At 71.7% G+C, this 26,809-nt stretch carries 27 protein-coding genes and 1 pseudogene; 17 read left to right on the top strand and 11 right to left on the bottom strand.

The genetic code is table 11. The annotated features are described in order from the left end of the window. Positions 1 to 130 precede the first annotated feature (130 nt). Positions 131 to 982, top strand: a complete 852-nt coding sequence (locus ABZU69_RS04000) for an aldo/keto reductase (protein ID WP_354962915.1) — start codon at positions 131 to 133, stop codon at positions 980 to 982. A gap of 80 nt (positions 983 to 1,062) precedes the next feature. Next, on the top strand, positions 1,063 to 1,758 hold the full coding sequence (locus ABZU69_RS03995) for a hypothetical protein (RefSeq protein WP_354962914.1): 696 nt from the start codon (positions 1,063 to 1,065) through the stop codon (positions 1,756 to 1,758). A 78-nt stretch (positions 1,759 to 1,836) separates the two neighbouring features. Here the strand turns inward: ABZU69_RS03995 and ABZU69_RS03990 are convergent, their stop codons facing one another. Beyond that, positions 1,837 to 2,367 (bottom strand): nuclear transport factor 2 family protein, encoded by a 531-nt coding sequence (locus ABZU69_RS03990; RefSeq protein WP_354962913.1) that lies wholly within the window; start codon positions 2,365 to 2,367, stop codon positions 1,837 to 1,839. 130 nt (positions 2,368 to 2,497) lie between these two features. Between ABZU69_RS03990 and ABZU69_RS03985 the strand changes: the two genes are divergently transcribed. Continuing rightward, positions 2,498 to 3,532, top strand: a complete 1,035-nt coding sequence (locus ABZU69_RS03985) for a DUF5937 family protein (protein WP_354962951.1) — start codon at positions 2,498 to 2,500, stop codon at positions 3,530 to 3,532. On the opposite strand, the gene ABZU69_RS03980 is transcribed toward ABZU69_RS03985, so the two are convergent. After that, entirely contained in the window at positions 3,463 to 4,299 is an 837-nt protein-coding gene (locus ABZU69_RS03980; RefSeq protein ID WP_354962912.1) for a helix-turn-helix transcriptional regulator, read from the bottom strand. The genes ABZU69_RS03985 and ABZU69_RS03980 overlap by 70 nt on opposite strands. A gap of 102 nt (positions 4,300 to 4,401) precedes the next feature. Here ABZU69_RS03980 and ABZU69_RS03975 point away from each other — a divergent pair, with 102 nt between their 5' ends. Beyond that, positions 4,402 to 5,157, top strand: coding sequence for an SDR family oxidoreductase (locus ABZU69_RS03975; RefSeq protein ID WP_354962911.1), 756 nt, complete (start codon positions 4,402 to 4,404; stop codon positions 5,155 to 5,157). Positions 5,158 to 5,237: 80 nt separating this feature from the next. Beyond that, entirely contained in the window at positions 5,238 to 6,224 is a 987-nt protein-coding gene (locus tag ABZU69_RS03970) for an aldo/keto reductase (RefSeq protein ID WP_354962910.1), read from the top strand. Between the two features lie 25 nt (positions 6,225 to 6,249). Here ABZU69_RS03970 and ABZU69_RS03965 read toward each other — a convergent pair whose 3' ends face one another. Then, complete coding sequence (locus ABZU69_RS03965) at positions 6,250 to 6,765, bottom strand: GNAT family N-acetyltransferase (RefSeq protein ID WP_354962909.1); 516 nt, start codon at positions 6,763 to 6,765, stop codon at positions 6,250 to 6,252. A gap of 156 nt (positions 6,766 to 6,921) precedes the next feature. Here ABZU69_RS03965 and ABZU69_RS03960 point away from each other — a divergent pair, with 156 nt between their 5' ends. The 4 genes from ABZU69_RS03960 to ABZU69_RS03945 all read left to right on the top strand — a co-directional run bounded on the left by ABZU69_RS03960 (position 6,922) and on the right by ABZU69_RS03945 (position 9,772). Further along, positions 6,922 to 7,476: an NAD(P)H-dependent oxidoreductase gene (locus tag ABZU69_RS03960; protein WP_354962908.1), complete on the top strand. Its 555-nt coding sequence runs from the start codon at positions 6,922 to 6,924 to the stop codon at positions 7,474 to 7,476. Between the two features lie 28 nt (positions 7,477 to 7,504). Further along, complete coding sequence (locus tag ABZU69_RS03955) at positions 7,505 to 8,518, top strand: ATP-binding cassette domain-containing protein (protein ID WP_354962907.1); 1,014 nt, start codon at positions 7,505 to 7,507, stop codon at positions 8,516 to 8,518. After that, positions 8,515 to 9,372 (top strand): ABC transporter permease, encoded by an 858-nt coding sequence (locus ABZU69_RS03950; RefSeq protein ID WP_354962906.1) that lies wholly within the window; start codon positions 8,515 to 8,517, stop codon positions 9,370 to 9,372. The genes ABZU69_RS03955 and ABZU69_RS03950 overlap by 4 nt, the downstream gene beginning before the upstream one ends. A 100-nt stretch (positions 9,373 to 9,472) precedes the next feature. Then, complete coding sequence (locus ABZU69_RS03945) at positions 9,473 to 9,772, top strand: hypothetical protein (RefSeq protein WP_354962905.1); 300 nt, start codon at positions 9,473 to 9,475, stop codon at positions 9,770 to 9,772. Here the strand turns inward: ABZU69_RS03945 and ABZU69_RS03940 are convergent. Next, positions 9,743 to 10,819: a LacI family DNA-binding transcriptional regulator gene (locus ABZU69_RS03940; protein ID WP_354962950.1), complete on the bottom strand. Its 1,077-nt coding sequence runs from the start codon at positions 10,817 to 10,819 to the stop codon at positions 9,743 to 9,745. The two genes, ABZU69_RS03945 and ABZU69_RS03940, sit on opposite strands and share 30 nt — an antisense overlap. A 278-nt stretch (positions 10,820 to 11,097) precedes the next feature. Here ABZU69_RS03940 and ABZU69_RS03935 point away from each other — a divergent pair, with 278 nt between their 5' ends. Continuing rightward, the gene (locus tag ABZU69_RS03935) at positions 11,098 to 14,103 is read left to right on the top strand and encodes a glycosyl hydrolase family 28-related protein (protein WP_354962904.1); all 3,006 of its coding nucleotides are present in this window, start codon (positions 11,098 to 11,100) and stop codon (positions 14,101 to 14,103) included. Next, positions 14,090 to 15,154 (top strand): glycosyl hydrolase, encoded by a 1,065-nt coding sequence (locus tag ABZU69_RS03930; protein WP_354962903.1) that lies wholly within the window; start codon positions 14,090 to 14,092, stop codon positions 15,152 to 15,154. The genes ABZU69_RS03935 and ABZU69_RS03930 overlap by 14 nt, the downstream gene beginning before the upstream one ends. Before the next feature lie 114 nt (positions 15,155 to 15,268). On the opposite strand, the gene ABZU69_RS03925 is transcribed toward ABZU69_RS03930, so the two are convergent. Both ABZU69_RS03925 and ABZU69_RS03920 read right to left on the bottom strand, forming a co-directional pair. Further along, complete coding sequence (locus ABZU69_RS03925) at positions 15,269 to 18,547, bottom strand: AAA family ATPase (RefSeq protein WP_354962902.1); 3,279 nt, start codon at positions 18,545 to 18,547, stop codon at positions 15,269 to 15,271. 296 nt (positions 18,548 to 18,843) lie between these two features. Next, a complete protein-coding gene (locus ABZU69_RS03920; RefSeq protein ID WP_354962901.1) occupies positions 18,844 to 19,740 on the bottom strand; it encodes an aldo/keto reductase in 897 nt (298 codons plus the stop codon). A gap of 382 nt (positions 19,741 to 20,122) precedes the next feature. On the opposite strand from ABZU69_RS03920, the gene ABZU69_RS03915 reads away from it, so the two are divergent. The 3 genes from ABZU69_RS03915 to ABZU69_RS03905 all read left to right on the top strand — a co-directional run bounded on the left by ABZU69_RS03915 (position 20,123) and on the right by ABZU69_RS03905 (position 21,868). Further along, a complete protein-coding gene (locus tag ABZU69_RS03915) occupies positions 20,123 to 20,323 on the top strand; it encodes a hypothetical protein (RefSeq protein ID WP_354962900.1) in 201 nt (66 codons plus the stop codon). 728 nt (positions 20,324 to 21,051) lie between these two features. Further along, entirely contained in the window at positions 21,052 to 21,507 is a 456-nt protein-coding gene (locus tag ABZU69_RS03910; protein ID WP_354962899.1) for a helix-turn-helix domain-containing protein, read from the top strand. After that, a complete protein-coding gene (locus ABZU69_RS03905; protein ID WP_354962898.1) occupies positions 21,500 to 21,868 on the top strand; it encodes a DUF4180 domain-containing protein in 369 nt (122 codons plus the stop codon). The genes ABZU69_RS03910 and ABZU69_RS03905 overlap by 8 nt, the downstream gene beginning before the upstream one ends. Here ABZU69_RS03905 and ABZU69_RS03900 read toward each other — a convergent pair. Continuing rightward, positions 21,858 to 22,496 carry a hypothetical protein gene (locus tag ABZU69_RS03900; RefSeq protein WP_354962897.1) on the bottom strand — a complete coding sequence of 213 codons (639 nt, stop codon included), beginning with the start codon at positions 22,494 to 22,496 and terminating at the stop codon, positions 21,858 to 21,860. The genes ABZU69_RS03905 and ABZU69_RS03900 overlap by 11 nt on opposite strands. Before the next feature lie 191 nt (positions 22,497 to 22,687). On the opposite strand from ABZU69_RS03900, the gene ABZU69_RS03895 reads away from it, so the two are divergent. Then, complete coding sequence (locus ABZU69_RS03895) at positions 22,688 to 23,470, top strand: hypothetical protein (RefSeq protein WP_354962896.1); 783 nt, start codon at positions 22,688 to 22,690, stop codon at positions 23,468 to 23,470. Positions 23,471 to 23,729: 259 nt separating this feature from the next. Here ABZU69_RS03895 and ABZU69_RS03890 read toward each other — a convergent pair whose 3' ends face one another. Further along, entirely contained in the window at positions 23,730 to 23,984 is a 255-nt protein-coding gene (locus ABZU69_RS03890; protein WP_354962895.1) for a hypothetical protein, read from the bottom strand. A gap of 241 nt (positions 23,985 to 24,225) precedes the next feature. Between ABZU69_RS03890 and ABZU69_RS03885 the strand changes: the two are divergent. Then, a pseudogene (locus ABZU69_RS03885) lies at positions 24,226 to 24,777 on the top strand (DUF4180 domain-containing protein); the annotation flags it as partial. Positions 24,778 to 24,809: 32 nt separating this feature from the next. Here ABZU69_RS03885 and ABZU69_RS03880 read toward each other — a convergent pair. After that, a complete protein-coding gene (locus tag ABZU69_RS03880; protein ID WP_354962894.1) occupies positions 24,810 to 25,139 on the bottom strand; it encodes a hypothetical protein in 330 nt (109 codons plus the stop codon). 382 nt (positions 25,140 to 25,521) lie between these two features. Here ABZU69_RS03880 and ABZU69_RS03875 point away from each other — a divergent pair, with 382 nt between their 5' ends. Beyond that, positions 25,522 to 25,743, top strand: coding sequence for a hypothetical protein (locus ABZU69_RS03875; RefSeq protein ID WP_354962893.1), 222 nt, complete (start codon positions 25,522 to 25,524; stop codon positions 25,741 to 25,743). A 64-nt stretch (positions 25,744 to 25,807) separates the two neighbouring features. Here the strand turns inward: ABZU69_RS03875 and ABZU69_RS03870 are convergent, their stop codons facing one another. Both ABZU69_RS03870 and ABZU69_RS03865 read right to left on the bottom strand, forming a co-directional pair. Further along, the gene (locus tag ABZU69_RS03870; RefSeq protein WP_354962892.1) at positions 25,808 to 26,410 is read right to left on the bottom strand and encodes a hypothetical protein; all 603 of its coding nucleotides are present in this window, start codon (positions 26,408 to 26,410) and stop codon (positions 25,808 to 25,810) included. 61 nt (positions 26,411 to 26,471) lie between these two features. Then, entirely contained in the window at positions 26,472 to 26,705 is a 234-nt protein-coding gene (locus tag ABZU69_RS03865; RefSeq protein WP_354962891.1) for a hypothetical protein, read from the bottom strand. Between the last annotated feature and the right edge of the window lie 104 nt (positions 26,706 to 26,809).

Genomic DNA, 26,809 nt, shown 5'->3' with positions numbered 1-26,809 from the left:
AGCCACCGCTGCGCTCGTCACGCCGCGACGAACGGTGATTCGGCCTCCCGCGCGGGTAGGGATGACAGGTGGCACGGGTGGACGTGATTCCGCGCCCGGGTGCCCTGAACGAAGACGCGAAGGAGCCGCAGTGGCCAACACGATTCCCGACATCAGCCTGAACGACGGCACGACCATCCCGCAGCTCGGCTTCGGGGTGTTCCAGATCGAGCCGAAGGACACCGTCGCGGCCGTGACAAAGGCGCTGGAGGTGGGCTACCGGCACATCGACACCGCGGAGATGTACGGCAACGAGGCCGAGGTGGGCCAGGCGGTCCGCGAGTCCGGCCTCGACCGGAACGCGGTCTACGTGACCAGCAAGCTGAACAACGCCTTCCACCGCCCGGACGACGCCCGCAAGGCGTTCGACTCGACGCTGTCGGCGCTGAAGATGGATTACATCGACCTGTTCCTGATCCACTGGCCGCTGCCGACCCTGTACGACGGCGACTTCGTCTCCACCTGGAAGGCGCTGGAGGAGTTCCAGCGCGACGGCCGGGCCCGCTCGATCGGCGTGTCGAACTTCCAGGTGTCGCACCTGCGGCGGCTGGCCGCCGAGGCGGACGTGGTGCCGGCGGTCAACCAGATCGAGGCGCACCCGTACTTCGGCAACGAGGAGGTCCGCGCCTACGGCCGCGAGCACAACATCCTCACCGAGGCGTGGTCGCCGATCGCGCAGGGCAAGGTGCTGGGCGACCCGACGGTGGCCGACATCGCCGAGCAGCTCGACCGGACCCCGGCGCAGGTGGTGCTCCGCTGGCACGTGCAGCGCGGCGACATCATCTTCCCGAAGTCGACCACGCCGAAGCGGATCGAGGAGAACACCCGGATCTTCGACTTCGAGCTGGACGACACGGCGATGGAGCGGATCACCGGTCTGGACAAGGGTGAGGCGGGCCGGCAGGGCGGGAACCCGGACACCTTCGCGTACCTGCCGGCGTAACGCCACGGCCGGTGACGGCGCACAGAGAAAGGGGGCCCGGTCGGGCCCCCTTTTCGCACGTGAAAGGACCGCCCCCGGCGATGTCGCTCCGCCGTACCACCCTGGCTCTGCTGTCGTTGCTCCTACTCGGGCCGGCGGCCTGCGCCCCAAGCCAGGCCGCTGAGGTCCCCCGCTGGTCCGCGCCGGCGGTGTCGGCCTCGCCGACCCCGCCGAAGCCCCGTCCGGCGCCGACCTCCACCGCCGAGGTCCGCAGCCGGGTGACGGGGGCGATGCTGGACCTGGACGCGAAGTTCAACCCGGAGACCGCCCAGTACACCGACGAGAACACCGACGCCTGGAAGCTGATCTCGTTGTGCAGGGCGAGCCTGCCGTCGGACATCAAACGCACCGCCTACCGGGAGCGGACCTGGGACGGAGAGAGCGTGTGGGTCCGGCAGTACGTGGTCGGCTACCTGAAGGTGCCCGGCCGCAAGCTCGCCGACGAGCTGCGATCCGTCCTCTCGACGTGCAAGCAGTACGAGGTGCCCGACGACGGGCGCACGTCGACGATCCTGCGGCCCTCACCCCCGCCGGTGCCGAACGGCCCGGACGTGATCACCTTCTGCGAGCGGTTGAAGGGCAAGGCGACCCGGCACCAGTGCACGCTCCTCCTGGTGCGCGGCAACTTCGTCATGGAGGTGGACGCCTCGGCGAGCAACGGCGACCTGGCGGCCGGCACCGCGCTGATCGCGAAGATCGCGCCGCTCGCGGTGGCCGCCCTAGAGAAGATCGCCTGAACGCCGCCGAGGGGCGGGCACCACTGCTGTGGCGCCCGCCCCTCCCCCCGGCCGACGACCCCCCGGTCAGCTCTCTGGTCAGATTCGGCCCACGGAGTCCTGGTTCTGCAGCACCAGCCAGCGGCCGTGGTGGTAGGTGTAGCTGACCCCGATCAGCAGCGGCACCCGCGTGCCGGTGGCCGGCACCGCGTAGACGGAGTCGAACAGCACGAAGCCCGTGTGGCAGCCCACCACGGTCTGCTTCGCCACGCTGAACGACTGCGTCCAGGAATCGTCGGCGAAGAACCCGCGCAGCCAGTCCACGGTGGCCCGCTTGCCGTCGAGCACCTCACCGTCGGACGCGAATACGGAGGTCACATCGGGGTGCAGCAGCGCGGCGAAGCCGTCCAGGTCACGCCGGGCGGTGGTCTCCACGTACGCCCGGACGGCGCGGTCGAAGGCGCGCTCGCAGCCACGGGCCGTCGCGTCGCCGGTCGTGGTGTCACCCGGTCCGGGGGCGGCGGCCGACACCGCGGCGGGAACCGCGGCCAGCAGGCCGGCGGTGAGCCCGACCAGGGCGATCGTGCGGCCGAGCCGGCCGGCGGGACGGGCGAAGGCGGGTGGGCGCATCGGGTTCTCCTCGGGACGAGTGGTTCTGCCGTCGCAGCCAACCCGGCCCGCCGCACCGCCGGGTAGTGATTCGAACCAGCTCGAATGCGGGCCGCACATCGATGCCACCGCTTGTACGATCCGCACTGTGATGGTCGCGCATCTGGACGGCTCGAGCCTCGCCCGGCTCCGGTTGGCGATCTCGCCGGCCGCGGAGGTGACGTCCTGGCTGCGGGCCGTGCTCTCGCGGTTCGGGCATCCGGTGCACGGCGATCCCGGTCCGGCCGCCCGCGCCGCGCTGCGGCACCCCGACGTGGCCCTGGTCGCGGAGCTGCTGACCCCGCCCGGCCGGCTCGGCTACACGCCGGACCTGCTCACGCCGAAGCCGCCGCTGGGCCCGCTCGACGCGACCTTCGACCAGCAGTTGGCGGCCATCGCGGCGACCCCGGCCGACGAGGTGGCGACGCAGGTGCACGAGCGATTCCCGGCAGGCGGGATGCCGGCACGGGTCCGCGCGGCGGTCGAGGACGGCACCCTCGCCCGGCGGGTCACCGACGGGCTGCGGCACTTCTGGCTAGCCGCGCTCGCCGAGCAGTGGCCGGCGGTACGGGCCACGCTGGAGGCCGAACTGGCGGTCCGGGCCACGGCCATGGCCACCGCCGGGGTGGGCAGCATGCTGAACAGCCTGCACCCGAAAGTCGGCTGGACCGGCAGGTCGCTGACCATCGACAGCTCGTACCGGATCACCACGGCGCTGACCGGCGCGGAGCTGGTGCTCGCGCCGTCGGCGCTGGCCTGGCCGCAGCTGTCCACCCAGCTCTGCGACGAGGGCAACGCGGTGCTGGTCTACCCCATCGGCGCCGGGCGGGCGCAGCAGCGCCGGGCGGGCCGGCTCGACGACCTGGTCGGCGCGAGCCGGGCGGCCATCCTGGCGGACCTGGACGTGCCCCGGTCCACCGGACAGCTCAGCGAGCGGCACCGGCTGGCCCCGGCCACCGTCTCCTACCACCTGGGGGTGCTGCTGCGCTCCGGCCTGGTGGTCCGCGCGCGGGAACGGCACAGCGTGCTCTACCGGCGATCCGCCCACGGGGACGAGCTGATCGGCTGCCGGCCGGGTCAGGGTGCGACGCGCTCGGCGAGCCGGCGGAACACCGCCTGGGTGGGCGAGCCCGGCTCGGGGACGTAGACAATCATCCGCTGGTCGGTCTCCGGCACGTGCAGCACCCGGCACTCGAACTCCAACGACCCCAGCTCGGGATGCGGCACTCGCTTGACGATGGGCCGGCGTTGCTCGACGTCGTGCTCCGCCCAGAGCCGCGCGAACCGGGGCGAGGTGCCGAGCAGCTCAGTGACCAGCTCGCGGATCGCCGGGTCGGCCGGGTAGCGGCCGTAGGCGGCCCGCAGGTCCGCCACGGTACTGCGGACGAAACAGATGGTCTCGGGGTCGGTCCAGTGGCTGTCGGTCGCCGGGCGCCGGAAGGTCCAGCGGATCATGTTGCGGTCCGCGTCCGGCACGGCGGCGAGATCCCCCACGAAGTACGTGGCCAGCCGGTTCCAGGCCAGCACCTGGTACGCGGCGTCGACGAGGTACGCCGGTGTCTCGGTCATCGCGTCGATCAGGTGCCGCAGCCCGGGTGGCACCACCCGGCTCGGCCCGCCGGCCGGCGGCGCGGTCTCCCCGGCGACCCGGAAGAGGTACTCGCGCTCGTCCCGACTGAGCAGCAGTGCCCGGGCCATCGCGGCGAGCACCTGCCGGGACGGGTGCGGGCCGCGGCCCTGCTCCAACCGGATGTAGTAGTCGATCGACATCCCGGCGAGCTGGGCCACCTCCTGCCGGCGCAGCCCGGGGGTGCGTCGGCGTTCGCCCTCGGGGAGCCCGACCTCGGCGGGGCGCAGCCGGGCGCGGCGGGTGCGCAGGAACGCCGCCAGTTCGTCACGACGCAGGTCGGTCATGCGTCAAGCGTGCCTCAGCCGGCGGCGGCGAGGGTGGTACCGCCGGTCCCAGCCTCGGCCGGTCTCTCCCGCCGGGCAGGCCGGACGGGCAGCGTCGAGGACATGACGACGAACATGATCGCCCTGATCACCGGGGCCAACAAGGGAATCGGCCTCGCCACCGCCCGGCAGCTCGGCAGCCTCGGAATGACCGTGCTGGTGGGCGCGCGGGACGCCGAGCGGGGCCGGGCAGCGGAGCGGGAGCTGCGCGACGGCGGCGCGGACGCCCGGTTCGTGCCGCTGGACGTCACCGACGCCGAGTCGGTGGCGACGGCCGCGAAGCTGGTCGAGCAGGAGTACGGACGGCTGGACGTGCTGGTCAACAACGCCGGCATCGTGCTCGGCGACGGCGCGCGGGCGCTGCCCAGCGACACGACCGTGGCGACGCTGCGCCGGGTGTACGAGACGAACGTGTTCGGGGTGGCGGTGGTGACCAACGCGCTGCTGCCGCTGCTGCGCCGGGCACCGGCGGCCCGGATCGTCAACGTCTCCAGCGAGGTCGGCTCGATCGCGGTGATGACCGACCCGGACGGCGCGCTGTTCGCGCTGACCTCGGTGCCGTACCCGTCGTCGAAGGCGGCGCTGAACATGCTCACCGCGATGTACGCCAAGGAATTGCGGGACACCCCGATCAAGGTGAACGCGGCGAACCCGGGCTACTGCGCCACCGACCTCAACGGCAACAGCGGCTTCCGCACCCCGGAGCAGGGTGCCGAGGTGAGCGTGCACCTGGCGACGCTGCCGGCGGACGGGCCGAGCGGGTTGCTCTGGGGCTTCCAGATGGACGCCGGCGGCGGGTACGGGGTGCTGCCCTGGTGAACGCTTGACCTGGAGTGCGCTCCAGCCGGCAGGGTGGCACGCGGGCGCCCACCGGTAGGGCGCACGAGAGGAGAACCACCATGCGGTACCGCACGATCGGCACCGACCCGGCGACCCGGCGCGAGGTCAGCGTGCTCAGCCTCGGCGCGATGCTCTTCGGCAGCGCCACCGACGAGGCCACCTCCTACGCGATCCTCGACCGGTACGTCGAGGCCGGCGGCACCTTCATCGACACGTCGGACAACTACGCGTTCTGGATGGACGACGGGCAGGGCGGGCAGAGCGAGGAGCTGCTCGGCCGGTGGCGGCGCAGCCGGGGCGTCGGCTCCGAGATCGTCATCGCCACCAAGCTGGGCGCCCGCCCGCTGGCCCCGGGGACCAGCTACCTGGACAACGCCGAGGGTCTGTCCGCGAAGGTGATCCGCGAGTCTGCGGAGCGCAGCCGGGACCGGCTCGGCGTGGAGCGGCTGGACCTGCTCTACGCGCACATCGAGGACCGGACGGTGCCGCTGGCGGAGACGGTGGAGGGCTTCGCCGAGCTGGTCGCCGAAGGGACGGTGGGTCTGCTGGGGGCGAGCAACCACCGGGCGTGGCGGGTCGAGCGGGCCCGCGCGCTGGCCGCCGCGGCCGGCCTGCCGGGGTACGAGGTGCTCCAGTACCACCGCAGCTACCTGCCGAACCGGACCGACCTGGCCAGCGCGCTGGACCCGGACGGCGAGCCGGGCGGCGTCAGCGGCGACCTGCTCAGCTACCTGCGCGCCGAGTCCGAGCTGACCCTGGTGGCGTACTCGCCGCTGCTCAAGGGGGCCTTCACCCGGGCGGACAAGCCGCTCAGCGCTGCGTACGACCTGCCGAGCGCGCCGCGCCGGCTGGGCGCGCTGCGCGAGGTGGCCGAGCAGACCGGCGCGACGGTCAACCAGGTGGTGCTCGCCTGGTTGCTGGGCGGCGACCTGCCGTCGATCCCGCTGGTGGGCGCCTCCTCGGTGGCCCAGCTCGACGAGAGCCTGGCCGCGGTGGACCTGGAGCTGACCGCCGAGCAGCGGCACCGCCTCGACACCACCTGGTGACGGGCGATGAACCGCCCCGCCGGCGTCAGCCCGCCGCCGGTGGGGCGGTCAGGTCGAGCTGCCAGTCGTTGGCGCGCATCATCTGCCCCGGCGGGTATTCGAAGTCCGTCTCGCCGAGCAGGGTGAAGCCGGCCTTGCGGCAGACCGCGTTCGAGGCGAGATTGTCGACCGAGGGGTAGGCGTGCGCGTAGCGGCGGGTCCGCCGGGCGCGGGCCACGTCGACGACCGCGAGCACCGCGGCGGTGGCCAGCCCCTGCCCCCGGTACGCGGGCAGCACCGCCCAGCCCATCTCGTACACCGGCTGCTCGCGCCACTCCCGCGCCCAGTAGCCGACGCTGCCCGCCCGCGCGCCGTCCGGCAGCACCACGGTGAACATGCAGCCCTGGCCGCCCTCGGCGAAGTGCACGTAGCGGTCGTGCCGGGCGAGCACCTGCTCGTCGGTCTCCGGCCCGCCGGTGTGCTTGCGCGTGTCCGGTGAGTTGAGCTGACGCAGCAGGTCGAGGTCGTCCTCGTGCCACGGTTCGATACGTACCTGCGCCATCCCGCCCCCTGATCGTCGGGGCCCAGTCAAACCGATGCCACCGACATCGCGTCCGGCGAAACGCCGCCCGCACGGCCCGCTAGATCCGATCTGGCGGGCCGCCGGCCGCTCTCTCGCGCCTCAAAGGTGAGACCGAGAGGCCGGGAGGGGGAAACGATGACGCCGCTCAGAATCGCCGTGATCATCGGCAGCACCCGGGAGGGGCGGGCCGGGGACCGGATCGCCCGCTGGTTCGTCGACCAGGCCGAGCGGCACGACGACCTCGCGGTGACGGTCGTTGACCTGACCGAGTACGACTTTCCGGCCAGCTACCCGGCCGAGCCGACCGCGTCCATCCGGGCGTTCGTCCGCGAGGTGAGTCAAGCGGACGCGTTCGTCGTGGTCACCCCCGAGTACAACCACAGCTTCCCGGCGCCCTTGAAACAGGCGATCGACTACGCGTACGACGAGTGGCAGGCCAAGCCGGTCGGCTTCGTGTCGTACGGCTGCCGGTCCACCGGCCTGCACGCGGTCGACCAGCTGCGCACGGTCTTCACGGCGCTGCACGCGATGACGGTGCGCGACGTCGTCGGCATCGACCTGCTCGCCGGCGAGCCGACGCCGCAGTGCACCGACGAGCTGCGCCGGGACACCCGTGTCCTGCTCGACCAGCTCCGCTGGTGGGGTCTGGCGTTGCGCGACGGCCGCGCCGCCCGGCCCTACGCCTCCTGAACATGACGACTGACGAAAGGTAAGGATCATGAGTAGACGCACCACCGGCCTGGCCATCGAGGCCGAGGGGCTCACCCGCTCGTTCGGTGACACCAAGGCGCTGGCCGGCATCGACCTGCAGGTGCCCGCCGGCACCGTCTACGGCCTGCTTGGCCCGAACGGGGCGGGCAAGACCACCGCCGTGCGGGTGCTCGCGACGCTGCTGCGGCCCGACGGCGGCACGGCGCGGGTCTTCGGGCACAACGTGGTCACCGAGGCCGACGCGGTCCGCGCCCGGGTCAGCCTCACCGGCCAGTACGCCTCGGTCGACGAGGACCTGACCGGCACGGAAAACCTGGTGCTCCTCGCTCGCCTGCTCGGCCTGCGCAAACCGGCCGCCCGGGAGCGCGCGGCGGCCCTGCTCGCCGCGTTCGGCCTGACCGAGGCGAGCGACCGCCAGGTGAAGAAGTACTCCGGCGGCATGCGGCGGCGCATCGACATCGCCGCCAGCATCCTCAACACCCCGGACCTGCTCTTTCTCGACGAGCCGACGACAGGTCTCGACCCGCGCAGCCGCAACCAGGTGTGGGAGATCATCCGGGCTGTGGTGGCACACGGCACGACGGTGCTGCTGACCACCCAGTACCTGGACGAGGCCGACCAGCTCGCCGGGCGGATCGCGGTCGTCGACCACGGGCGGGTGATCGCGGAGGGCACCCCGGGCGAGCTGAAGTCTTCGGTCGGCTCCGGCACCGTCCACCTGCGACTGCGTGACCCCGGGCGGCGGCCCGAGGCGGAGAAGGTGCTCCAGGCGGCGCTCGGCGTACCGGTGCAGCTCGAAGCCGACCCGGTCGCGTTGCTCGCCCGGGTCGGCGAGGCCGGCAGTGACCTCGACGCCAGCGCGCAGGCTGCCCGCGCCCTCGGTGACCTGGCCCGCGCCGGCATCGTCGTCGACGACTTCTCCCTCGGCCAGCCGAGCCTGGACGAGGTCTTCCTGGCCTTGACCGACCACCCCGCCGTGCCCGCCGACGAGCGGGACGACCAGCTGGAGGCAGCCCGATGAGCAACGCCACCACCACCACGACCGAACGGGCGCCGTCCGTCTACGTCCCGTCCGCCGAGGCGCTGGCGACCGTGCTCGCGCCCGGTGCCCGACCGCCCCGGCCGAGCGCGCTGGGTGCGTCGCTGACGTTCGGCTGGCGGGCCATGCTGAAGATCAAGCACGTGCCGGAGCAGCTCTTCGACGTGACCGCGTTCCCGATCATCATGGTGCTGATGTTCACGTACCTGTTCGGTGGCGCCCTCGCCGACAGCCCGCGCGACTACCTGCAGTTCTTCCTGCCCGGCATCATGGTGACCAGCGTCGTGATGATCACCATGTACACCGGCGTCGGTCTCAACACCGACATCGAGAAGGGCATCTTCGACCGCTTCCGGACGCTGCCCGTCTGGCGGCCCGCCGCGCTGGTCGGCATGATCTTCGGCGACGTGCTGCGCTACATCCTCGCCGCCCTGGTGATCCTCGGCGTCGGGCTGGCGCTCGGGTTCCGGCCCGACGGCGGGGTGGCCGGCGTCGCCATCGGGATCGGGCTGCTGGTGGTCTTCTCGTTCGCCTTCTCCTGGGTGTGGACGTTCTTCGGGCTGGTCCTGCGCAGCGAGAAGTCGGTGATGGGCGTCAGCATGATGGTGCTGTTCCCGTTGACGTTCCTGAGCAACGTCTTCGTCGAGCCGAGCACCATGCCCGGCTGGCTCCAGGCGTTCGTGAACGTCAACCCGGTGACGCAGCTGGTGGCTGCGGTCCGCGCGGCGATGGCCGGCTCGTCGGACCCGTCCAGCACCATGTGGTTGCTGGCGTGGAGCGTTGGGTTCGTGGTCGTCTTCGGCACCCTGACCATGTACCGCTACAACCGCCGCTGACCCTGCCCGCTCCGACAGAGCTCCAGCCCTTGCACACTTGCGGAAGCCCGGTGAGTGCCGGCGGTCAGACGACCGCCGGCACATCGGCTCGGGTGATGCCGTGCAGGCGGGCCGCGTCCTGGCTGGGAGGCGCGCCGAACTGGCGACGGTATTCACGGCTGAGCCTGCAACAACTCCGCGCCTGACGCTGGTGGCCCGGCTCGCCGGCGCGCTGGCGGTGCCGGTGATCGCCGAGGGGCGGTACCGCGACGCCGAACAGATCGGGCAGCCGTTCGCCGCCGGCGCCCACTCGGTGGTGATGGGCAACGCGGTCACCTCGCCGCTGTGGATCACCCGTCGCCTGGTACCGGCCACCCCGGCGGCAGCCGGTTCACCTGACGCCGCCGCCGCCGGACCGTGACCGGGTGCGGGCCGGTGCTCCTGTGGTGGCGCCGGGCACGATGGTGCAGGGCAGGCTGCGCCGGAGCGCGTCGGCAGGCAGCAGGGTGGGGCTGACCAGCTGTTCGAAGAGGAGCCGCACCGCCGCCGCGCCCATCTGCTCGCGAGGAATCCGGAACCCGGTCCAGTCGATGTCGTCCGGGCTGCCGTCCTCGACGTCACCGAGCTGTGCCAGCGACAGATCGCCGGGTACGGACTTCCCCCGGGCCAGCGCCGCCGCCCGGATGTCCGGGGCCAACCCGGACGGCCAGACCACCGCCGCGGTGAGCCCGGTTTCGCCGATCAGGTCGAGCGCCTCGCCGCCGGTCAGCCCGGTCCCGTTCAGCACGACCGGACGGCTCCCGGCGGCCCGTACCGCCTGGTGGTAGCCCTGCGCGCGGTCCACCGACGGCTCGTCCCGGCGGAGGTCGCCGACAAATCCGACCCGTTCGTGGCCGAGGGCGAACAATCGCTCGACCACCTCCCGGGTGGCGGTCACGTAGTCGGCTCCGACGTACGGCACGGTGCCGGCGTCGGACTCCCGACGACCGATGAAGGCGAAGGGGAAGTCGCGGCTGAGCAGGTCAGCCAGGTCGCGCTTGTCGTCGTGCCGGCCGAGCAGGACGCAGCCGTCGGCGATACCGAGCCGACGGAAGCCGCCACCGAGCAGGCGCCGCCCCTCCCGCGACGGGGTGCTGGTGAAGAAGAGCAGGTCGCATCCGAGCTCCTCGGTCTGCGCCTCGACCCCGACCAGGAACGGGTGGTAGAAGTCCCGGCTGTCGCGCGGGAAGACCGGCTCGTAGGTGAAGACGCCGATGATCCGGGTCCGTCCCCCGGCCAGGCGTTGGGCGGCCGGGTTCGCGACGTACCCGGTCATCCGGATGGCGTCGAGCACCCGCCGACGAGTCTGCTCACCGGCCCGTCGGCGGCCCGTGTCGCCCCCGTTGAGGATCAGGGACACGGTCGCCTGGCTGACCCCGGCAACCCGGGCCACATCGGCCTGGGTGGCCCGTCCGTTGGCGCCTGGCATCGTCGTCACCTCCGTGTCCCCGCCGGTGGCCGGTGGCCCGCTCCCGGGCCGTCGCCCCGGCTGGTCATGCGCATGACCACACGATCGCACACGACAACGTCTCGGGAGCGGGTTGGCGTGGATGGTCGGCCCATCAGCCGCATTTTGTCAATGTTACGCGGCGGTTTCAGATTCTGGCGGACCGGCTATTGACACCTGGAGGCTGCGGAAACATTCTGGTTATGCGCATGACCACATGGTCGCCGACCGGTCCCACCAGGGCAGGAAAGGCGTACCAGATGATCCAAGCTCCACCCCGGCAGGCAGCCGGCCGCCGACCCTTACCGGGCCGGGCACGGGTCGGCATGCTGGCCGGTTCCCTCCTCCTGGCCACCACGGCGGTGGCGCCGGCAGTCGTCTCCCAATCGGCGACAGCCGCCACCGAGCCGGCCACCTCGACCTCGGTCTACCAAAGCATGCCGGCCGACCCGACCGCCGTCGTCCTCGGCAGCGCACAGTTCCCGGTGCACGGCGACGGAATCGGTGACGACACGGCCTCGGTGCAGGCCGCCATCGACGAAGCGTCCCGCCGAGGCGGCAGGAACTGGCTGGGCAACATCGTCGGCGGGGCACGCAACGTCACCGTCGGGGACGGCGGTGGTGTGGTCTTCGTGCCGGAAGGGCGTTACCGCCTCTCCCGGCAGGTGGATCTGCACGCCTCGGTACGCCTGGTCGGGTTCGGTGCCGAGCGGCCCGAGTTCGTCCTCGGCGAATCCACCCCCGGCTTCCAGGACGGCAACCAGTCCTTCCTCTTCGCCGCGCTGCGCCAGCCGTTCCAGCCGGACACGCCCCGCAGCTTCGGCAACAACGACACCTTCGGCACCGGCCTGATCAACCTGGACATCCGGATCGCGCCCGGCAACCCCGCCGCAGTGGCCGTACGCTTCAGCGGCGCGCAGATGTTCGTCCTGCAGGACCTCGACATCCACGTAGGTATGGGCTACGCCGGGATCGACCACAACGCCAACCTGATCCAGCGGGTCAACGTGCACGGCGGCACGGTCGGCATGCTGGCCTTCGCCGCCTCGCCCGGCTGGCAGACCACCCTGCTGGACACCACTTTCACCGGCCAGCGCGAGGCGGCCATCAAGCTGCACACGGACAGCAAGCTCAGCCTGATCCGCAACCGCATCGCCGACTCCCCGACCGGCATCGTCGCCACCCCCGACCAGACCCAGCGCCTCTACGTGCAGGACTCGGTCTTCCAGAACATCAGCGGGTCGGCGATCACCCTCAACGACAGCGAATCCGTCCCGGGTGGCGGCGAGCCGGAACTCGTCCGCGCCCAGAACCAGCTCAACGTGGTCGACACCGGAGTCACCGGGACCGGCGCGCTGCTGACCACCGTGCCCAGCGGGCGTACCTGGGCCGGACCCGGCGCGTCCTATCTGGTGCGGGACGCCACGCTCGGGCTTCGGGTCGACGACGCGCTGGGCGCCGCCGAGCGGCGCAGCGACGGCGTCCTGGTCTCGGCGACACCGGCCGCACCGGCGAGCTTCGCCCGGCTCCTGCGCTCCGACGCGCCCCTGCCACCGGCCACCGGCGGTTGGGTCAACGTGGTCGATTACGCCGCCGCCAGGGGCGTCACAGTCGGCACCGGCACCAGCGACGACTACGCCATCTTCCAGCAGGCCATCGACGAGCACGACACCGTGTACGTGCCGATGGGGCAGTACCTGATCGGGAACACCCTGCGGCTCCGGCCACAGAGCAACCTGATCGGCCTGCATCCCCGGCAGACCTGGCTGAAGCTGCCGGACAGTGCCGCCGGATTCACCGACCCGGACCAGCCGAAGGCGATGATCCAGACCCCCCTCGGCGGGAGGAATCAGGTGACCGGCCTCGGCCTGGACTCCGCGCAGCAAACCGCGGGCTCGGTGCACGTGCACTGGCGCTCCGGCGCGCAGAGCTACCTCGCCGACATCGCCACGCAGTTCGTGAAGTGGCATCCGGAGCGGACCGAGCCCGGCGATCCCGGCGCCGGTGACCCCGGTTACCAGTACCGGGGCAGGCACAAGTACAGCTTCTGGGTGCAGGGCGGTGGCGGCACCTTCGCCAACATCTGGAGCGTCGCCGGCTGGGCCGACAACGGCTTCCTGGTCGAGGACACCTCGGTGCGCGGCCGGATGTACGAGGTCTCCGTCGAGCACCACGAGCACCGCGAGGTCGTGCTGCGCCGGGTCCGCAACTGGGAACTGCACGCGCTCCAGACCGAGGACCACATCTACGGCTGGCGCTCCCAGGCCGTCGAACTGGACGACGTGCACGACGTCCTGTTCGGCAACACGGTCTTCTTCCGGGTGGCCACGGTGCAGGGCCCGTACCCGTACGCCGTGGGGCTGCGCAACAGCACCGGGATCGTGATCCGGGGCACCCGGGGCTACCGGCCGGACAACGTGGCCAACACCCGCTGGGGCGCCACCATCACCGACGTGGCGACCGGCCGGACCGTACCCGAGATCGAGGTGGCGTACCTGGGGGTCGGGGTGACCGGTACGACGCCCACCCCGGCCGGCGCCCACATCGCGCTGGACACGCCGGAGATCCGGGTCCTGCCCGGCCGGTCCGGCAGCACCGTGCTGCGGGTACGCAACGACGGCCCCGGCCCGGTCACCGGCCTGGCGGTCGACGCCGAGGCGCCGGCCGACTGGCAGGCGCTGGCGCGCCCGGAGGCCACGAGACTGCCCGCGGGCGCGACCACGCCGGTCGCGGTCAGCGTGCGGGTCCCCACCGACGCGGTGACTGACGGCACGGTCCGGTTGACCGTCTCGTTCACCAGGGGCGGTCAGCGGCAGGAGATTCCGCGGACCCTGCGGGTGCGCGTGACCGGGGAGAACCTCGCCCGGGGCGCCGCCGTGCAGGCCAGTTCGGTCCTCTCCGGCAACGTCGCGGGCAACGCGGTGGACGGCAACCGGACCGGAGCCCGCTGGATCTCTGGCTCAGTGGACCCGGCGCCGACGCTCACCCTGGATCTCGGTGGGCCGGCGGACCTCCAACGGCTCGACCTCTACAGCGGAGTGGCCGGCTCGGAGAGCCTGCGGGTGCGGGCCTTCCGGGTGGAGGCCCTGGTCGACGGGGCCTGGACGACCATCGGGTCCGTCGGGGCGAACACCGCCAGCCCGGCCCAGGTCGACCTCAGCGGCGCGCCGGCCGGAATCCGGCAGGTCCGCCTCGTGTTCACCGAACCCAGCCCGACCGACGGGTTGGCCCGAGTCTTCGAGGTGGAGATCCATGGCATCCGCTGAACCGTGGCGAACCAGCCGGGTGAGCCGGCGCGCGATCGGCCGGGGTCTGCTGGCCGCCGCGGCGGGATCGACGCTGTTTCCGGCGCTTCCGGCCACCGCCGGAGCGACCGACCCGACCACCGGTGAAACCGCAGCGGGCACCGACCCGATCGGCGTCGGTCCGACCGCGGTCGATCAGTCGGAGGTGGTTCCGGCGGCGTCGCTCGTCCCGGCTGCCGGGGCCCTCTTCGGCGCCTTCGTCAAGCACGATCCGGACCGCGACCCGGGGATCTCCGAACCGGAGGCGCTGGAGTCGGTGACCCATGAGCTGCTCGGCATCGACCACTCCTTCCAGCACTGGGGCCAGACGTTCCGCGCCGACCGGCTCACCGACGACATCGCCCGAGGGCGTACCCCGCTGCTCTCCTGGGGAGCCGGCCCGCAGAGCGTGCTGGCCGCGACCGCGCAGGGCGTCAACGACGAACTGGTTCGGCAACAGGCGGGATGGCTGCGGGCCCTGCGGCAGCCGGTGCTGCTGCGCTTCACCTGGGAGATGGACCTGCCGCAGCGCGGCTACACCCCGGCGACCTTCAAGGAGGCGTGGCGCCGGGTCCGGACGATCTTCCGGGAGGAACGTGCCGACAACGTCGCGTTCGTCTTCTGCCCGACCTGGCTGGCCTTCAGGACCGGGCGGGTATCGTCCTTCTGGCCCGGCGACTCGATGGTCGACTGGGTCGGCGCCGACGGGTACGCCCGCCCGAGCAACGATCACGCACCGCTGACCGAGCTGTTCCCCTGGTTCTACGACTTCGGGATCCGGCACGACAAGCCGATGATCCTCGCCGAGGTCGGCGTCAACGACACCGCACCCGGGGTGCAGGCTGACTGGCTGCGCCAGGCCCGGACGGACCTGCGGACGACGTTCCCACTGGTACGGGCGATGGTGTACTTCGATTCCAGGGGCAGTGGCGAGACCGACTGGGTCCTGCCGGGCAATCCCCGTACGGAGGCCGCACTGCGCCAGCTGGTGCACGACCCGTACTTCCTGCCGCGCCCGGGCGCCCGCCGGTAACCGGTGCGGTCCCGTCGGGGCGGGCCGGTGCCGACGAACGGTCGACGCCGGCCCGCCCCGGGGCTCAGCAGACGGGTCCGGGGCAGCAGAGGGTCAGCGCGCCGGGCACCCTTTTCAGAGCCGCCAGGGAATCGGCTCGGGCGGCAGGTAGCGGCAGGTGCTGCCGGTCGAGACCGATTCGCGCAGGTGACCCGCGAGCGCCGGGTGGCGCCCGTCGAGCTTGCGCAGCGTGTCCCGGATCCGCGCGGTGACCGTCTTGCGGGCCCGCTCGGCCTCGTCGCCCAGCCGGCGGCTCCGGCCGGCCAGCCCGGCCGCGGTGCGCAACTCGTCGAGCAGCGCACCGCGTTCAACGTCCAGCGCGGCCACCTTCCGGTCGTCGCCGCGCGCGGCGGCCCGGTCGATCTCCTCGTCGAGGCGCTCCAGGTGCCGCCGGTAGCGGGCCTTCGCCTCGTCGTCGAGGACCGGGTCGCCACCCATCCGGCGGGCGGCGACCAGCTCCGGCCCAGCGGCCGGGTCGAGCAGCTCCACCGCCGGGACGTCACTGCCCGGCCGGCTGAGCAGCAGGTGCAGGTCGTGCAGCCCCTTGGCGTCGGGCAGGTGCACGATGGCACTGGCGTAGGCGAGCTGCCAGACCGGCCCGTCGCGACGGAACTCGTACCCCTCGACGGGCACTCCGACCGACGCGACCTGGCGCGGCCCGACGGCCTGGCCCGGCGCGGTGGCCTGGCCCGGCGCGGTGGCCTGGCCTGGCTCGGTGGCGTCGGTGCGTGCCGGACCGGCGAGTCGGTCGAGCACCTGGGTCATGCCGAGGGCGGTGGCCTCCCGGGCGGTGGCGGCGCGTAGCGCGGCCACCGTCTCGGCGTCGCCCGGCTGGCCACGGCCGGCCAGGGCGGTCGCCAGCCCGGCACGGGCGATGAGCGACCAGGGCCGGGAGCCCATCCGGTCGGCGGCGTCGCGGGCCGCCGCGAAGCCGGCGATGGCGTCGTCCCAGCGCTCCTGTGCGGCGTCGACCACGGCCAGCCAGTGGTCGACGGGACCGCTGATGTCGCAGCCGAAGAGCCCCACCGTCCACTCTCCACGATGGGGAGCCAGCGCGGCCCGCACGCCGTCGCAGCGGCCCGGGTCACGGGATGCGGCAGCGGCCTGCGCGCGCAACCGCAGCCAGAGCGGCGACACTGGACGCGGGTACCGGATGTCGGCGGCCTCGATACCGTCGGTCAGCCGGACCGCCGTCTCGTCGTCGCCGCGCTCCGCCGCGGTGATAGCCCGCAGCAGCTCCCGGTAGGGGTAGTCGGTCGGGGCCAGCCCGTTCAGCAGTACGTCGACCTCGTCGAACCGGCCCTGGAGCAGCAGACGGGACCAAAGCATGTGATGGCCCATGAACGCGAACTCGGCGTGCCCAGGGTCGGCGAGGTCGGTGAGGAAGGCGAACCGCTCGTCGGCCTCGGCGAAGTCACCTCGGAACGCCGCGATGATTCCACTGTCGACGGTAGCCGCGATCCGGTATCTGGCCATGTCGTCCTGGTCGCCGCCGGTGACGAAGGAGCTGAACTCCTCGACGAAGCGGGGGTCGCCCAGCTCCAGCAGCGCCACCCAGCGCAGCGAGGTGGCCCACAGCTCGGTCTCCCGGTCGCCGGTGCGGCGGGCCACGTCCCGGATCTCCGAGGTGAGCGCCGCCCGGGCCGCCGCGGTGCCCAACCCCCAGGTGGTGTCGTGGCGGGCCCACAGGCTGAAGGTGAGCGTCTCGTCATCCCGACCTCGACGGGCGATCGTCTCGGTGGCGGTGATCAGGTCGGCGATCAACGTGCCGACCGACGCGGCCCCGTCCGGCTCGCCGATGAGCCGCCGGTACGCCTCCCGCACCAGCTCCGCCGCCTCGACCGAGCGATCGGTCGCCACCTGGCGGGAGCGGTGGACGGTGAGCGCGACGCGGGCCAGCAGCACCGGATCGTCGAGGGTACGGGCCAGCGTCGCGGCCTCGGCGAGGAGCTGCCCAGCCTCCTCCCGGCCGGCGTGGTGGTAGCGCACCTCACCGAACTCGACGAGGATCCGCACCCGCTTCGTCCGGTCCTCGACGATCTCCAGCGCCCGGCGGAAGTGCACCTCCGCCTCGTCGACGGCGAGCCGGGCGTGCGCGTCCCGCCCCGCGGCGACCAGCAGGTCGGTGACCCGCGCCCGGTCGAGCGCGGCGCCGGCCAGGTAGGCGTGGCGGGCCAGGTCGGCCGGAATCAGCAGGTCGCGGAGCTCCGCCGGTGGGTCGACCGCCCGGACGACCGCGGCGTGCCGGGCCCGCCGGTCCTCATCGCTGAGGCCGTCGTAGAGCGTCTCCCGGACCAGGTCATGGGCGAAGGCGAACCGGCCGCCACCCCGGCCGACGATCAGCCGGGCGGTCACCGCCCGGTCGAGCAGCCGATCGACCTGCGCCACCGGGGCAGCCGAGCTGGCCGCCAGGACCTGACGGTGGAACTCCCGGCCCAACACTGCGGCGACGGTGAGCGCCTCGACCACCGGTGCCGGCAACTGGGCCAACCGGCGCCGCACCGCCTCCCGTACGCCGGGAGCGACCGTGCCGCCCGTACCGTCCGCGCGCCACAGCCTGGCCGTCTGCTCGATGAAGAACGGGTTGCCCCCGGTACGCCGGTGCACCTCGTCGACCAGGCCGGCGTCGGGCTCCCGCCCGGCGGTACGCGCCATCAGCGCGGCCACCTCGTCCCGGGACAGACCGGTGAGGGTGACCGTGGTCGCCTTCGTGACCAGCGGCATCAACAGTGGGCGCAACGGGTGCTCGCCCGACTCGACCTCCGCGTCGCGGTAGGTGCCGATCAGCAGCAGCCGTTCGAACCAGGTGTGCTGGGCGGCGAAGGCCAGCAGCCGCAGCGACGCCGGGTCGGCCCAGTGCAGGTCGTCGAGGACCACCACGACCGGCCGGTGCTGGGAGACCGCGACCAGGGCGGTGGTCACCGCGTCGTACAGGGCGAACGCCTCCCGGTCGGCAATGTCCCCGCCCGGGTCGACGCCGGCCCAACTGGCGGTGCGACCGGCCTGCTCGCTGCTGGTGTCGGTCTCGCCGAGCAGGGCCGCGAGAGCCGGCTCCGCGGTCGGTCGCGCCACCGACCAGTCGTCGGCGGAGCGCTGCAGGCCGCGCAGCACCTGAACCCACGGCCAGTAGCCGGGGGCGCTGTCGGAATCCCAGCAGGCGGCACCGAGCACCAGTGCCCCGCGCTGCCTAGCCTCGCGAGCCGCGGCGGTGACCAGCGTCGTCTTGCCGATGCCCGGCTCGCCGGTGACCAGGACGAGGCCGCCGTGGCTGGTGGCGGCCCGGTCCAGCTCAGCGCGCAGCAGACCGGTGGGATGATCCCGTCCGATGATGGCGTCGCCGAGCCGCGCGTCCATGGTTCCCAGACGGTACTGGACCCGTCTGACACCCGGGGGATCCTCGGCGCGGGTGTCCGCCCGCAGCTCAGGCGGATTGGAGCAGGCCGATGACGTAGCGGGTGAGCCGACGGGTCTGGCTGTCCTCGCTGGTCCGGGCCGGACTGCTAGGCCGGGTTCTCAACACCGGCCCGCATCGGTACCGCGCCGTGTGGCCAGACCGGAACGGCGTCGCGTGGTCGGCCGAGTTCACCACCGAGCGGGAGGCGGTTGCTTCCCGGCATCCAGCTGGTCCAGCTGCGGGAGGCGGTGCCCGGTTAGGCGGCGGTCTCGGGAACGAGGGCGGTCAGCTCCGCGACCTCAGCGTCGCTCAGCGCGATCCGCGCCGCCGCGAGGTTCTCCCGCAGGTGGGCCAGGCTCGTGGTGCCGGGGATGGGCAGCATCGCCGGAGAGCGGTGCAGCAGCCAGGCCAGCGCGATCTGCTGGGGCGTGGCCGCGTGCCGGGCGGCGATCGGCGCGAGGGCGGCGGCGACCTGGCCGGCGTTGTCCCCGCCGTCGCGCAGGCTGACCGGGTGCCAGGGCGAGAACACCGCTCTGGTCCGCTCCGCCGCCGCAAGCAGGTCCGCACCGGCGCGGTTGCCGATGTTGTACAGGGCGGTCACCGCGGCGATCTCCGCAATCGACCGGGCGAGTTCGAACTGCGCCACGGTGACGTTGGACAGCCCGATGTGCCGGATCCAGCCCTCGTCCTGCAGCTTCCTCAGCTCGCCGACCTGGTCCTCGAACGGGGCGTCGGTCGCGTACCCGCTGTGCAGGTAGTAGAGGTCGAACCGATCCACGCCGAGGCGGCGCAGGCTCAGCATGGCTGACTGCCGCAGGTACTTCGGGTTGCCCACCCAGCCCAGGGTCGAGTAGTCGTGGCCGCCCCGGACGAAGCCGCCCTTGCTCGCCACCACCAGCCCCGCCCGGTAGGGGTGCAGCGCCTCGCGGATCAGCAGCTCGTTGGTGTGCGGCCCGTAGACATCGGCGGTGTCGATGAAGGTGACGCCCTCCGCCACCACCGCGCGCAGCAGCGCCAGCCCACGATCGTGGGCGGGGTACGGGCCCCAGACCTGGTCGCCGGTGAGCTGCATCGCCCCGAAGCCGACCCGTCCGACCGGAAGGTCGCCGCCAATGATGATCGTGGGCGGGGTGGACGGGGAGCCAGACGTCATGGTCATCTCGATTCTGGGTCGCCGGCGGCCCTGTCGCCGACGCCGCCCCGCAACTTCGACGCCATCCTGCGCACGGCCCGCGACGTCTTCGGCGAACTGGGCGCGGAGGCCACCCTGGAGGAGGTGACCCGCCGGACGGGGGTCCGTATAGGTACTCTCGACCATAACTGATTCAACCGGGATGAATTGGTCGAAGCGGTCTACCTGGCGGAGGTTCAGGCGGTCTACGACCACGGCGGAACGCCCGGCCTATCCGTGGGGATCGACCGGGCGTTTTCGCACTCACGAGCGGTGGCGGCGGGATGTGAACCCGCGGAGGGCGTTAACCCTCACACGCTTTCGAGGTTTGCGATCGTCCGTCTGCGACGGTTCGGCCGGGACCGTGAGCTGGTATGCCGCCCGTGGCGGGGATCGTGACGCCAACAGCGCCCTCTGGCGCATCACCCTGGTCCGCATGCGCTGCCACCAACACACCAAGGACTACGTCACCCGCCGCACCGCCGAGGGCAAGACCAAGACCGAGATCATGCGATGCCTCAAGCACTACATCGCCCGAGACGCCTACCGGATGCTCACAGGCTGACCACCGAATTGAGAGTGCCCGGAGTGAGGAGAAGGACGATCATGTCTAGGTGCACGATCTGACCTGGGACGACGTGGCCGAACGGTTCGAGCCGGACGGCTCCTTGCTCGACGCCTACGTCCTCGACGCTGACACCGCCGACTGGCAGCTAATCATTGAGCTCGTCCGATCCCAGGGATGGCGCTTCGACTTCCAGGTCGAGGGTCAAATCCCGGCAGCTACCCGAGCACGTCGCAGACATCTTCGCCCACCGGGGCGACGCAGCTGTCACCCTGCACATCTGGCCGAAGCCCAACATCCTGGTCAACACCCACTTCTTCACTGAAGACGAGGTCGAGTTCGACTTCGACCCCAGGCAGTTGCAGGGGCAGGACAGGCTGGACACCTTGTGCTCCTTCCTGCGCAGCGTCGGCCGTCAGCTGGGAAAGCCGGTTCGCCTCACGCCAGAAAACCTCCCGGACGCCCCACTAATCATCTACTCCCCGACGGAAGACCGGGTCACCGCAGGGATTGAGTCAGTGACCCGGAGGACGGGGGCGGCTCGTAACCTGCGCCTCAACACTCGCGCGAAATAGGAGCGTCCACATCGCCGGCAGCCGCCTGTCCTGCGCCGGGGCGGGCCGACGGGCTGCGCTGGAGGCCCTTTGGAGCTGATGTCGTCAACGACTCATACTGCGCGCGCTCCCCATCGTTCCCTAACCTTCCCTATGCAGATAGGATAGGGAGCGATGAAGGAAGATATGCACTCTGTCGAGCAGGTCGCCGAGCGGCTCGGGCTGCACGTGCGCACCGTGCGGGGCTACATCCGCTCGGGCCGGCTGAAGGCGGTGCGGATCGGCAAGCAGTATCGGATCGCCGCCAGTGACCTGGACACGTTCACCGGGCAGACCCGAGCCACCACCGGCAGCGCCGCCGGGCCGGCGGAGGTGTCGAGCATCGTGCAGATCGACGGCGTCGACCGGGCCGCCGCCGACCGGCTCGGCACGCTCGTGCTCGCCAGCGCCAACACCGGCCACGACCCCGCCAACCCTCTGCGGGTGCAGACCGTGCACGACGAGGAGCGGCACCGCATGAAGATCATTATCCTCGGCGACCCTGCCGCCACCGCCGAGTTGCTGCATCTGCTCGACGCCGTACTCAACGCCGATAACGGCCTGTTCGACCGGGAGGTCAACGATGCCTGACGAGGTCCAGGAACGCGCCGGGGTCCAGGTGCTGGTCTGCGACCCGGCCGGCCCGCCGGTGGCCACCGAGCAGGACGCGCTGGACCTCATCGGCGCGGCCTTCCTCGGCGCCCAGGTGGTGGCCGTACCGGCCAACCGGCTCGACGAACGCTTCTTTTCACTGGGCACCCGCTTCGCCGGCGACGTGATGCAAAAGTTCGTCAACTACCGGCTACGACTGGCCGTGGTCGGCGACATCTCGGCTCACCTGGCGGAGAGCTCGGCGCTGCGCGCCCTGGTACACGAGTCGAACCGGGCCGAGCACATCTGGTTCGTCCCCGACCTCGACGCCCTCGACGCCCGCCTCCGCGCTATCTCGTAGCCGCCTCGGCGTCCCTGCCGACAGCCATCTCGACTTCGTCCGGCTCGATGCCCTGGGCCTGCGCCTGCTCGGCCGCCCAGCGCAGGTACGCGAGCCACTCCTCCGACAACCAGCCGGCTTGACGACCGACGCCGGCCTCGCTGGGGAGACGGCTGGCCACGACGCGGTCGAGGATCAGCGGCTGCACACCGCCCACCCCTCGCCGGTAGCCGACGAAGTAGAGGACCTTCGTGAACAGTCCCGGCCCCAGCCACGGCAGGCGAGCGTGGTTGGGGTCGCGGAAGCGGCGGTACGCCGTGCGCAGCGCGTCCTCGTCGGGTGCTGACGCGGACACCTCCTCCAGCGCGTACGCCAGACGTTTGCCGTCCGGGTCCGCGCCGAGCGACCTGGCGGCGCGCCACGGCCCGTACCCGATGGGTCCGTAGCCCCAGATCAGCACGGCGGTCAGGAGCTGGTGGGCGCTCGCGGAGCCCGCTCTGTACGCGTCGGCCACCGCGAAGATGTCGCGCCGCCAGACCTCGCCGCTCGACGGGAAGTCGTCGGGCCAGGCGTCCGGCGGCAGCCCTGCCCGCCACCGGTCCAGATTCACGGTGATCGGGGCCTGCTCCCCCGGTAACGGCCTCTGCATAGCTACCTCCCTCAGGTCGCGCGCTTGGGGATCTGCGCGGGTCGGACGCTACGGTCGGGCACTCGTGCACGCCGTCCGCTCACGCCATATCGCGGTATCGACCGCCTGCCTGCCCTACCTGAATCCACAGCACTGGTAGATCGGCGAGTCGAACGCCTACCCCGGCGAAGGGGCCAGGCAAGCTGTCCGCCATGGGGCCAGAAATCGTCATCGCGGTGGTGTCAGCCGCTGTGTCGCTGATCAGCGTGGCGGTGACATATCGGACTGCCGTCGTCACCCACCGCCTGCAGGAGCAGGCACGCAGCCGCGACAAGGTGGAACTCGCCGAGGAGTTGTTCCGGCGTTACCGGGTGCCACTGCTGTGGTCAGCCGAGGCGCTGCAGGATCGGCTGCATAACGCGCTCAGCCGAAACCTCCTGCGCACGTACCTGCACTCCGGCGACAGCGAGGAGCAGCACTACGTCCGCCACAACACCGTGTACGTCCTCGCCGAGCACCTGGCCTGGCTGGAGGTCCTCCGCCGGGAACAGCGCTTCCTCGATCTTGAGTCGGTGAAGAGCACCAAGGAGCTCTTCACAGCGATCCAGCGGATTCACCATCCCTTGGCGACCGACGCTCTGCCTGGCCCGTTCCGCGTGTTCAGGGGACACCAGCGCGCCATCGGCGAAGTCATGCTCAACCGGGTGGAGTCGCCTGAGGGCGCTGTGACAGAGGTGCTGGGATACGCGGCCTTCTGCGACCGCCTCGAAACCGACCCGACGTTCGCGTCCTGGTTCACCCGCCTCCTGGCGGAGGTGGACGACGTGGAAGCCCGAGGCCGGCACGGGAATGAGCGGCTGGTACGCCTACAGAACGAACTCGTCGAGCTCATCGAACTGCTCGATCCCAAGGGTGAATGGCTCCCGTTGGAGCAACGCGAGCGGCTGCCCAGAACTGTCCCGATCCTGCCCACGTCGCGGACACCCAACGGCTGACGTCCGCAGGTCGGCTCGTGACTAGCCGCCCGGCGACCGGGTACGCGCGGTGCATGGGTAGCCACAAGCAGAACAAACACGACAGCGGCGGCGAGTCGGCGCGAGGCCGGCGGCATCCGGGCAGCGGCGCTCCGGGCCGCCAGGGTTCGCCCATGGAGCACTCGCCAGACATGCGGAACCGCCGTACCGCGACCGGCTCCGCCGGCACGGAACGCGACCAGGGCCGATCCACCGTCGCCCGGGAGGGACGGGTACACCGTCAGGGCGGCTCCTGATCTGACACGTCAACGGTGTAGCCGCCCCGCGAGTTCGCGGGGCGGCCACACCGGACGAGTGTTGTTACGCCGTCGCGCAGATGGCGTACGCCGTCTGACCAGTTGCCGGCGTACGCGTCCTCCTCGTACGCACCCGAGGCGACCGACGTCGGGGCGGTCGCGGGACCACCGTTGGGACGGAAGTCGTCCACGATGCCCTCGCCGGTGACCCCGTTCAGCTCGTAGCCGGCGCCGGTCATCACCTTCCCGATCGGGCAGGTCGCGACGATGCTGCGGAGTCGAGGGAGTTGCTGGTGCCCACCGTGGACGCCCGCACCAGGCCGGGCAGCGGGTTGGCGCAAATGGCGTACGCGGTCGCGGACCAGTTCAGGGCGGTGGCGTCCGACTCGTAGGCGCCGACGGTGACCGAGGTCGGCGCCGCGGCGATGCCTCCGTTGGGGCGGAAGTCGTCGACGACACCCTCGCCGGCTCGGCACGCTCATGCTCGCCAACGCCAACGCCAACGCCAACGCCAACGCCAACACCGGCCACGACCCGGCCAACCCGCTGCGGGTGCAGACCGTGCACGACGAGGAGCGGCGCCGCATGAAGATCATCATCCTCGGCGACCCCGCCGCCACCGCCGAGCTGCTGCACCTCCTCGACGCCGTCCTCAACGCCGACAACGGCCTACTCGACCGGGAGGTCCAGATGCCTGACGAGCTGCAGGAACGCGCCGGAGTGCAGGTGCTGGTCTGTGACCCGGCCGGCCCGCCGGTCGCCACCGAGCAGGACGCGCTGGACCTCATCGGCGCGGCCTTCCTCGGCGCCCAGGTGGTGGCCGTACCGGCCAACCGGCTCGACGAGCGCTTCTTCTCGCTGGGCACCCGCTTCGCCGGCGACGTGATGCAAAAGTTCGTCAACTACCGGCTACGACTGGCCGTGGTCGGCGACATCTCGGCTCACCTGGCGGAGAGCTCGGCGCTGCGCGCCCTGGTACACGAGTCGAACCGGGCCGAGCACATCTGGTTCGTCCCCGACCTCGACGCCCTCGACGCCCGCCTCCACGCCATGTCGAAGCCGCCTCAGCGATCGTCGCCGACGGCCATCTCGACCGCGTCCGGTTCAATGCCTCTGGCCTGCGCCTGCTCGGCCGCCCAACGCAAATACGCCAGCCACTCCTCGGATGACCAGCCGTTTCGGCGACCGACGCCGGCCTCGGCGGGGAGGTGGCTGGCGACCAAGCGATCAAGGATCAGCGGCTGCACACCACCCACCCCGCGCTGGTAGCCGACGAAGTAGAGGACCTTCGTGAACAAGCCCGGCCCCAACCACGGCAGGCGAGCGTGGTTGGTGTCGCGGAAGCGGCGGTACGCCGTGCGCGGCGCTTCCTCGTCCGGCGCTGACGCGGACACCCGGCGCGGTACGCGCCGGCCACGGCGAAGACGTCGCGCCGCCAGACGTCGCCGCTCAATGGGAAGTTGTCAAGCCACGCGTCCGGCGGTAGCGCCGCCCGCCACCGGTCGGGATGGACGGTGATCGAAGCCTGTTCCCCCGGCAACGTCAATTCGCCGGCGATCGTCATGACTGCCTCCTCGAATCGCGGAGCAACCAGCCGCAGGCAGGGATCTCCGTCGCCCGAACGCTATGGCTGGGCACTCCCACACGCTGACCGCTGACGCCATATCGGGGTATCGAGGGGCGTGAACCACCTGGTGTGGTGTCGAACTGGGCGGCCCGGCACCACGGCCCCGACCGGGCTCAGGACTTCGCCGAGCGACCGGGTACGCGCGGTGCATGGGTAGGCACAAGCAGAACAAACACGACAGCGGCGGCGAGTCGGCACGAGGCCGGCGGCATTCGGGCAGCGGCGCTCCGGGCCGCCAGGGCTCGCCCATGGAGCACTCGCCCGACCAACGGCACCGCCGTACCGCGACCGGTCCGGCCGGCACCGAAGGCGACCTGGGCCGGGCCAAGGTCTCGGGCGACGGACGGATCCAGCGCCAGGGCGGCTCCTGAGCCAACCAGTCAACGGTGTAGCCGCCCCGCGATTCGCGGGGCGGTTACACCGGATGAGTATTTGCTACGCCGTCGCGCAGATGGCGTACGCCGTGTCGGACCAGTTGCCGGCGTACGCATCCTCCTCGTACGCACCCGAGGTGGCCGACGTCGGGGCGGTCGCGGGACCACCGTTGGGGCGGAAGTCGTCCACGATGCCCTCGCCGGTGACGCCGTTCAGCTCGTAGCCGGCGCCGGTCAGCACCTTCCCGACCGGGCAGGTCGCGACGACGCTGCGGAAGTCGAGGGAGTTGCTGGCACCCGCCGTGGACGTCCGTACCAGGCCGGGCAGCGGGTTGGCGCAGATGGGGTACGCGGTGGCGGACCAGTTCAGCGCGGTGGCGTCCGACTCGTAGGCGCCGACGTTGACCGAGGTCGGTGCCGCTGCGACCCCACCTTTGGGGCGGAAGTCGTCGACGACGCCCTCACCGGTCACCCCGTTCAGCTCGTAGCCCGTCCCGGTCAGCACCTTCCCGACCGGGCAGGTCGCGGTGGTGCTGTGGAAGTCGGCGGAGTCGCTGACGCTGGTTGTGGAGACCCGCACCAGACCGGGCACCGGGTTGGCGCAGATCGCGTACGCCGTCACCGACCAGTTGCCGGCGAACGCCTCCGTCTCGTAGGCGCCCACGGTGACGGCCGTCGGCGCGGTGGCCGGGCCGCCGTTGGGGCGCAGGTCGTCGACGACGCCCTCACCCGTTCAGCTCGTAGCCAATACCGGTCAGCACCTTCCCGACCGGGCAGGTCGCCGTGGCACTGTGGAAGTCGGCCGTGTTGCTGACGCTGGTCGCGGAGACTCGCACCAGGCCGGGGACCGCAGCGGATGCCGGGCTCGCTGGGGCGATCACCGCTCCGGCCACGACGAGACCGAGCACGAGTACGGATGCTCGGGCACCGAACCGCCGGGATTCCTTCTGAGCACGCATATGTATCTCCCGTCTGAGGCCCGGGTGGCGGCGCACCTGCGGCTATCCGAATCGGACGAACTTTCGCCGACGCCAGGCCGATCGTGATGACGGGTTGACGTTAG

Origin of the sequence: Micromonospora sp. NPDC005206 (assembly GCF_040608175.1) — a bacterium.
GTDB lineage: Bacteria > Actinomycetota > Actinomycetes > Mycobacteriales > Micromonosporaceae > Micromonospora.
Note: the sequence above shows the minus strand (reverse complement) of the source record. Positions and strands in the feature narration are given on the sequence as shown.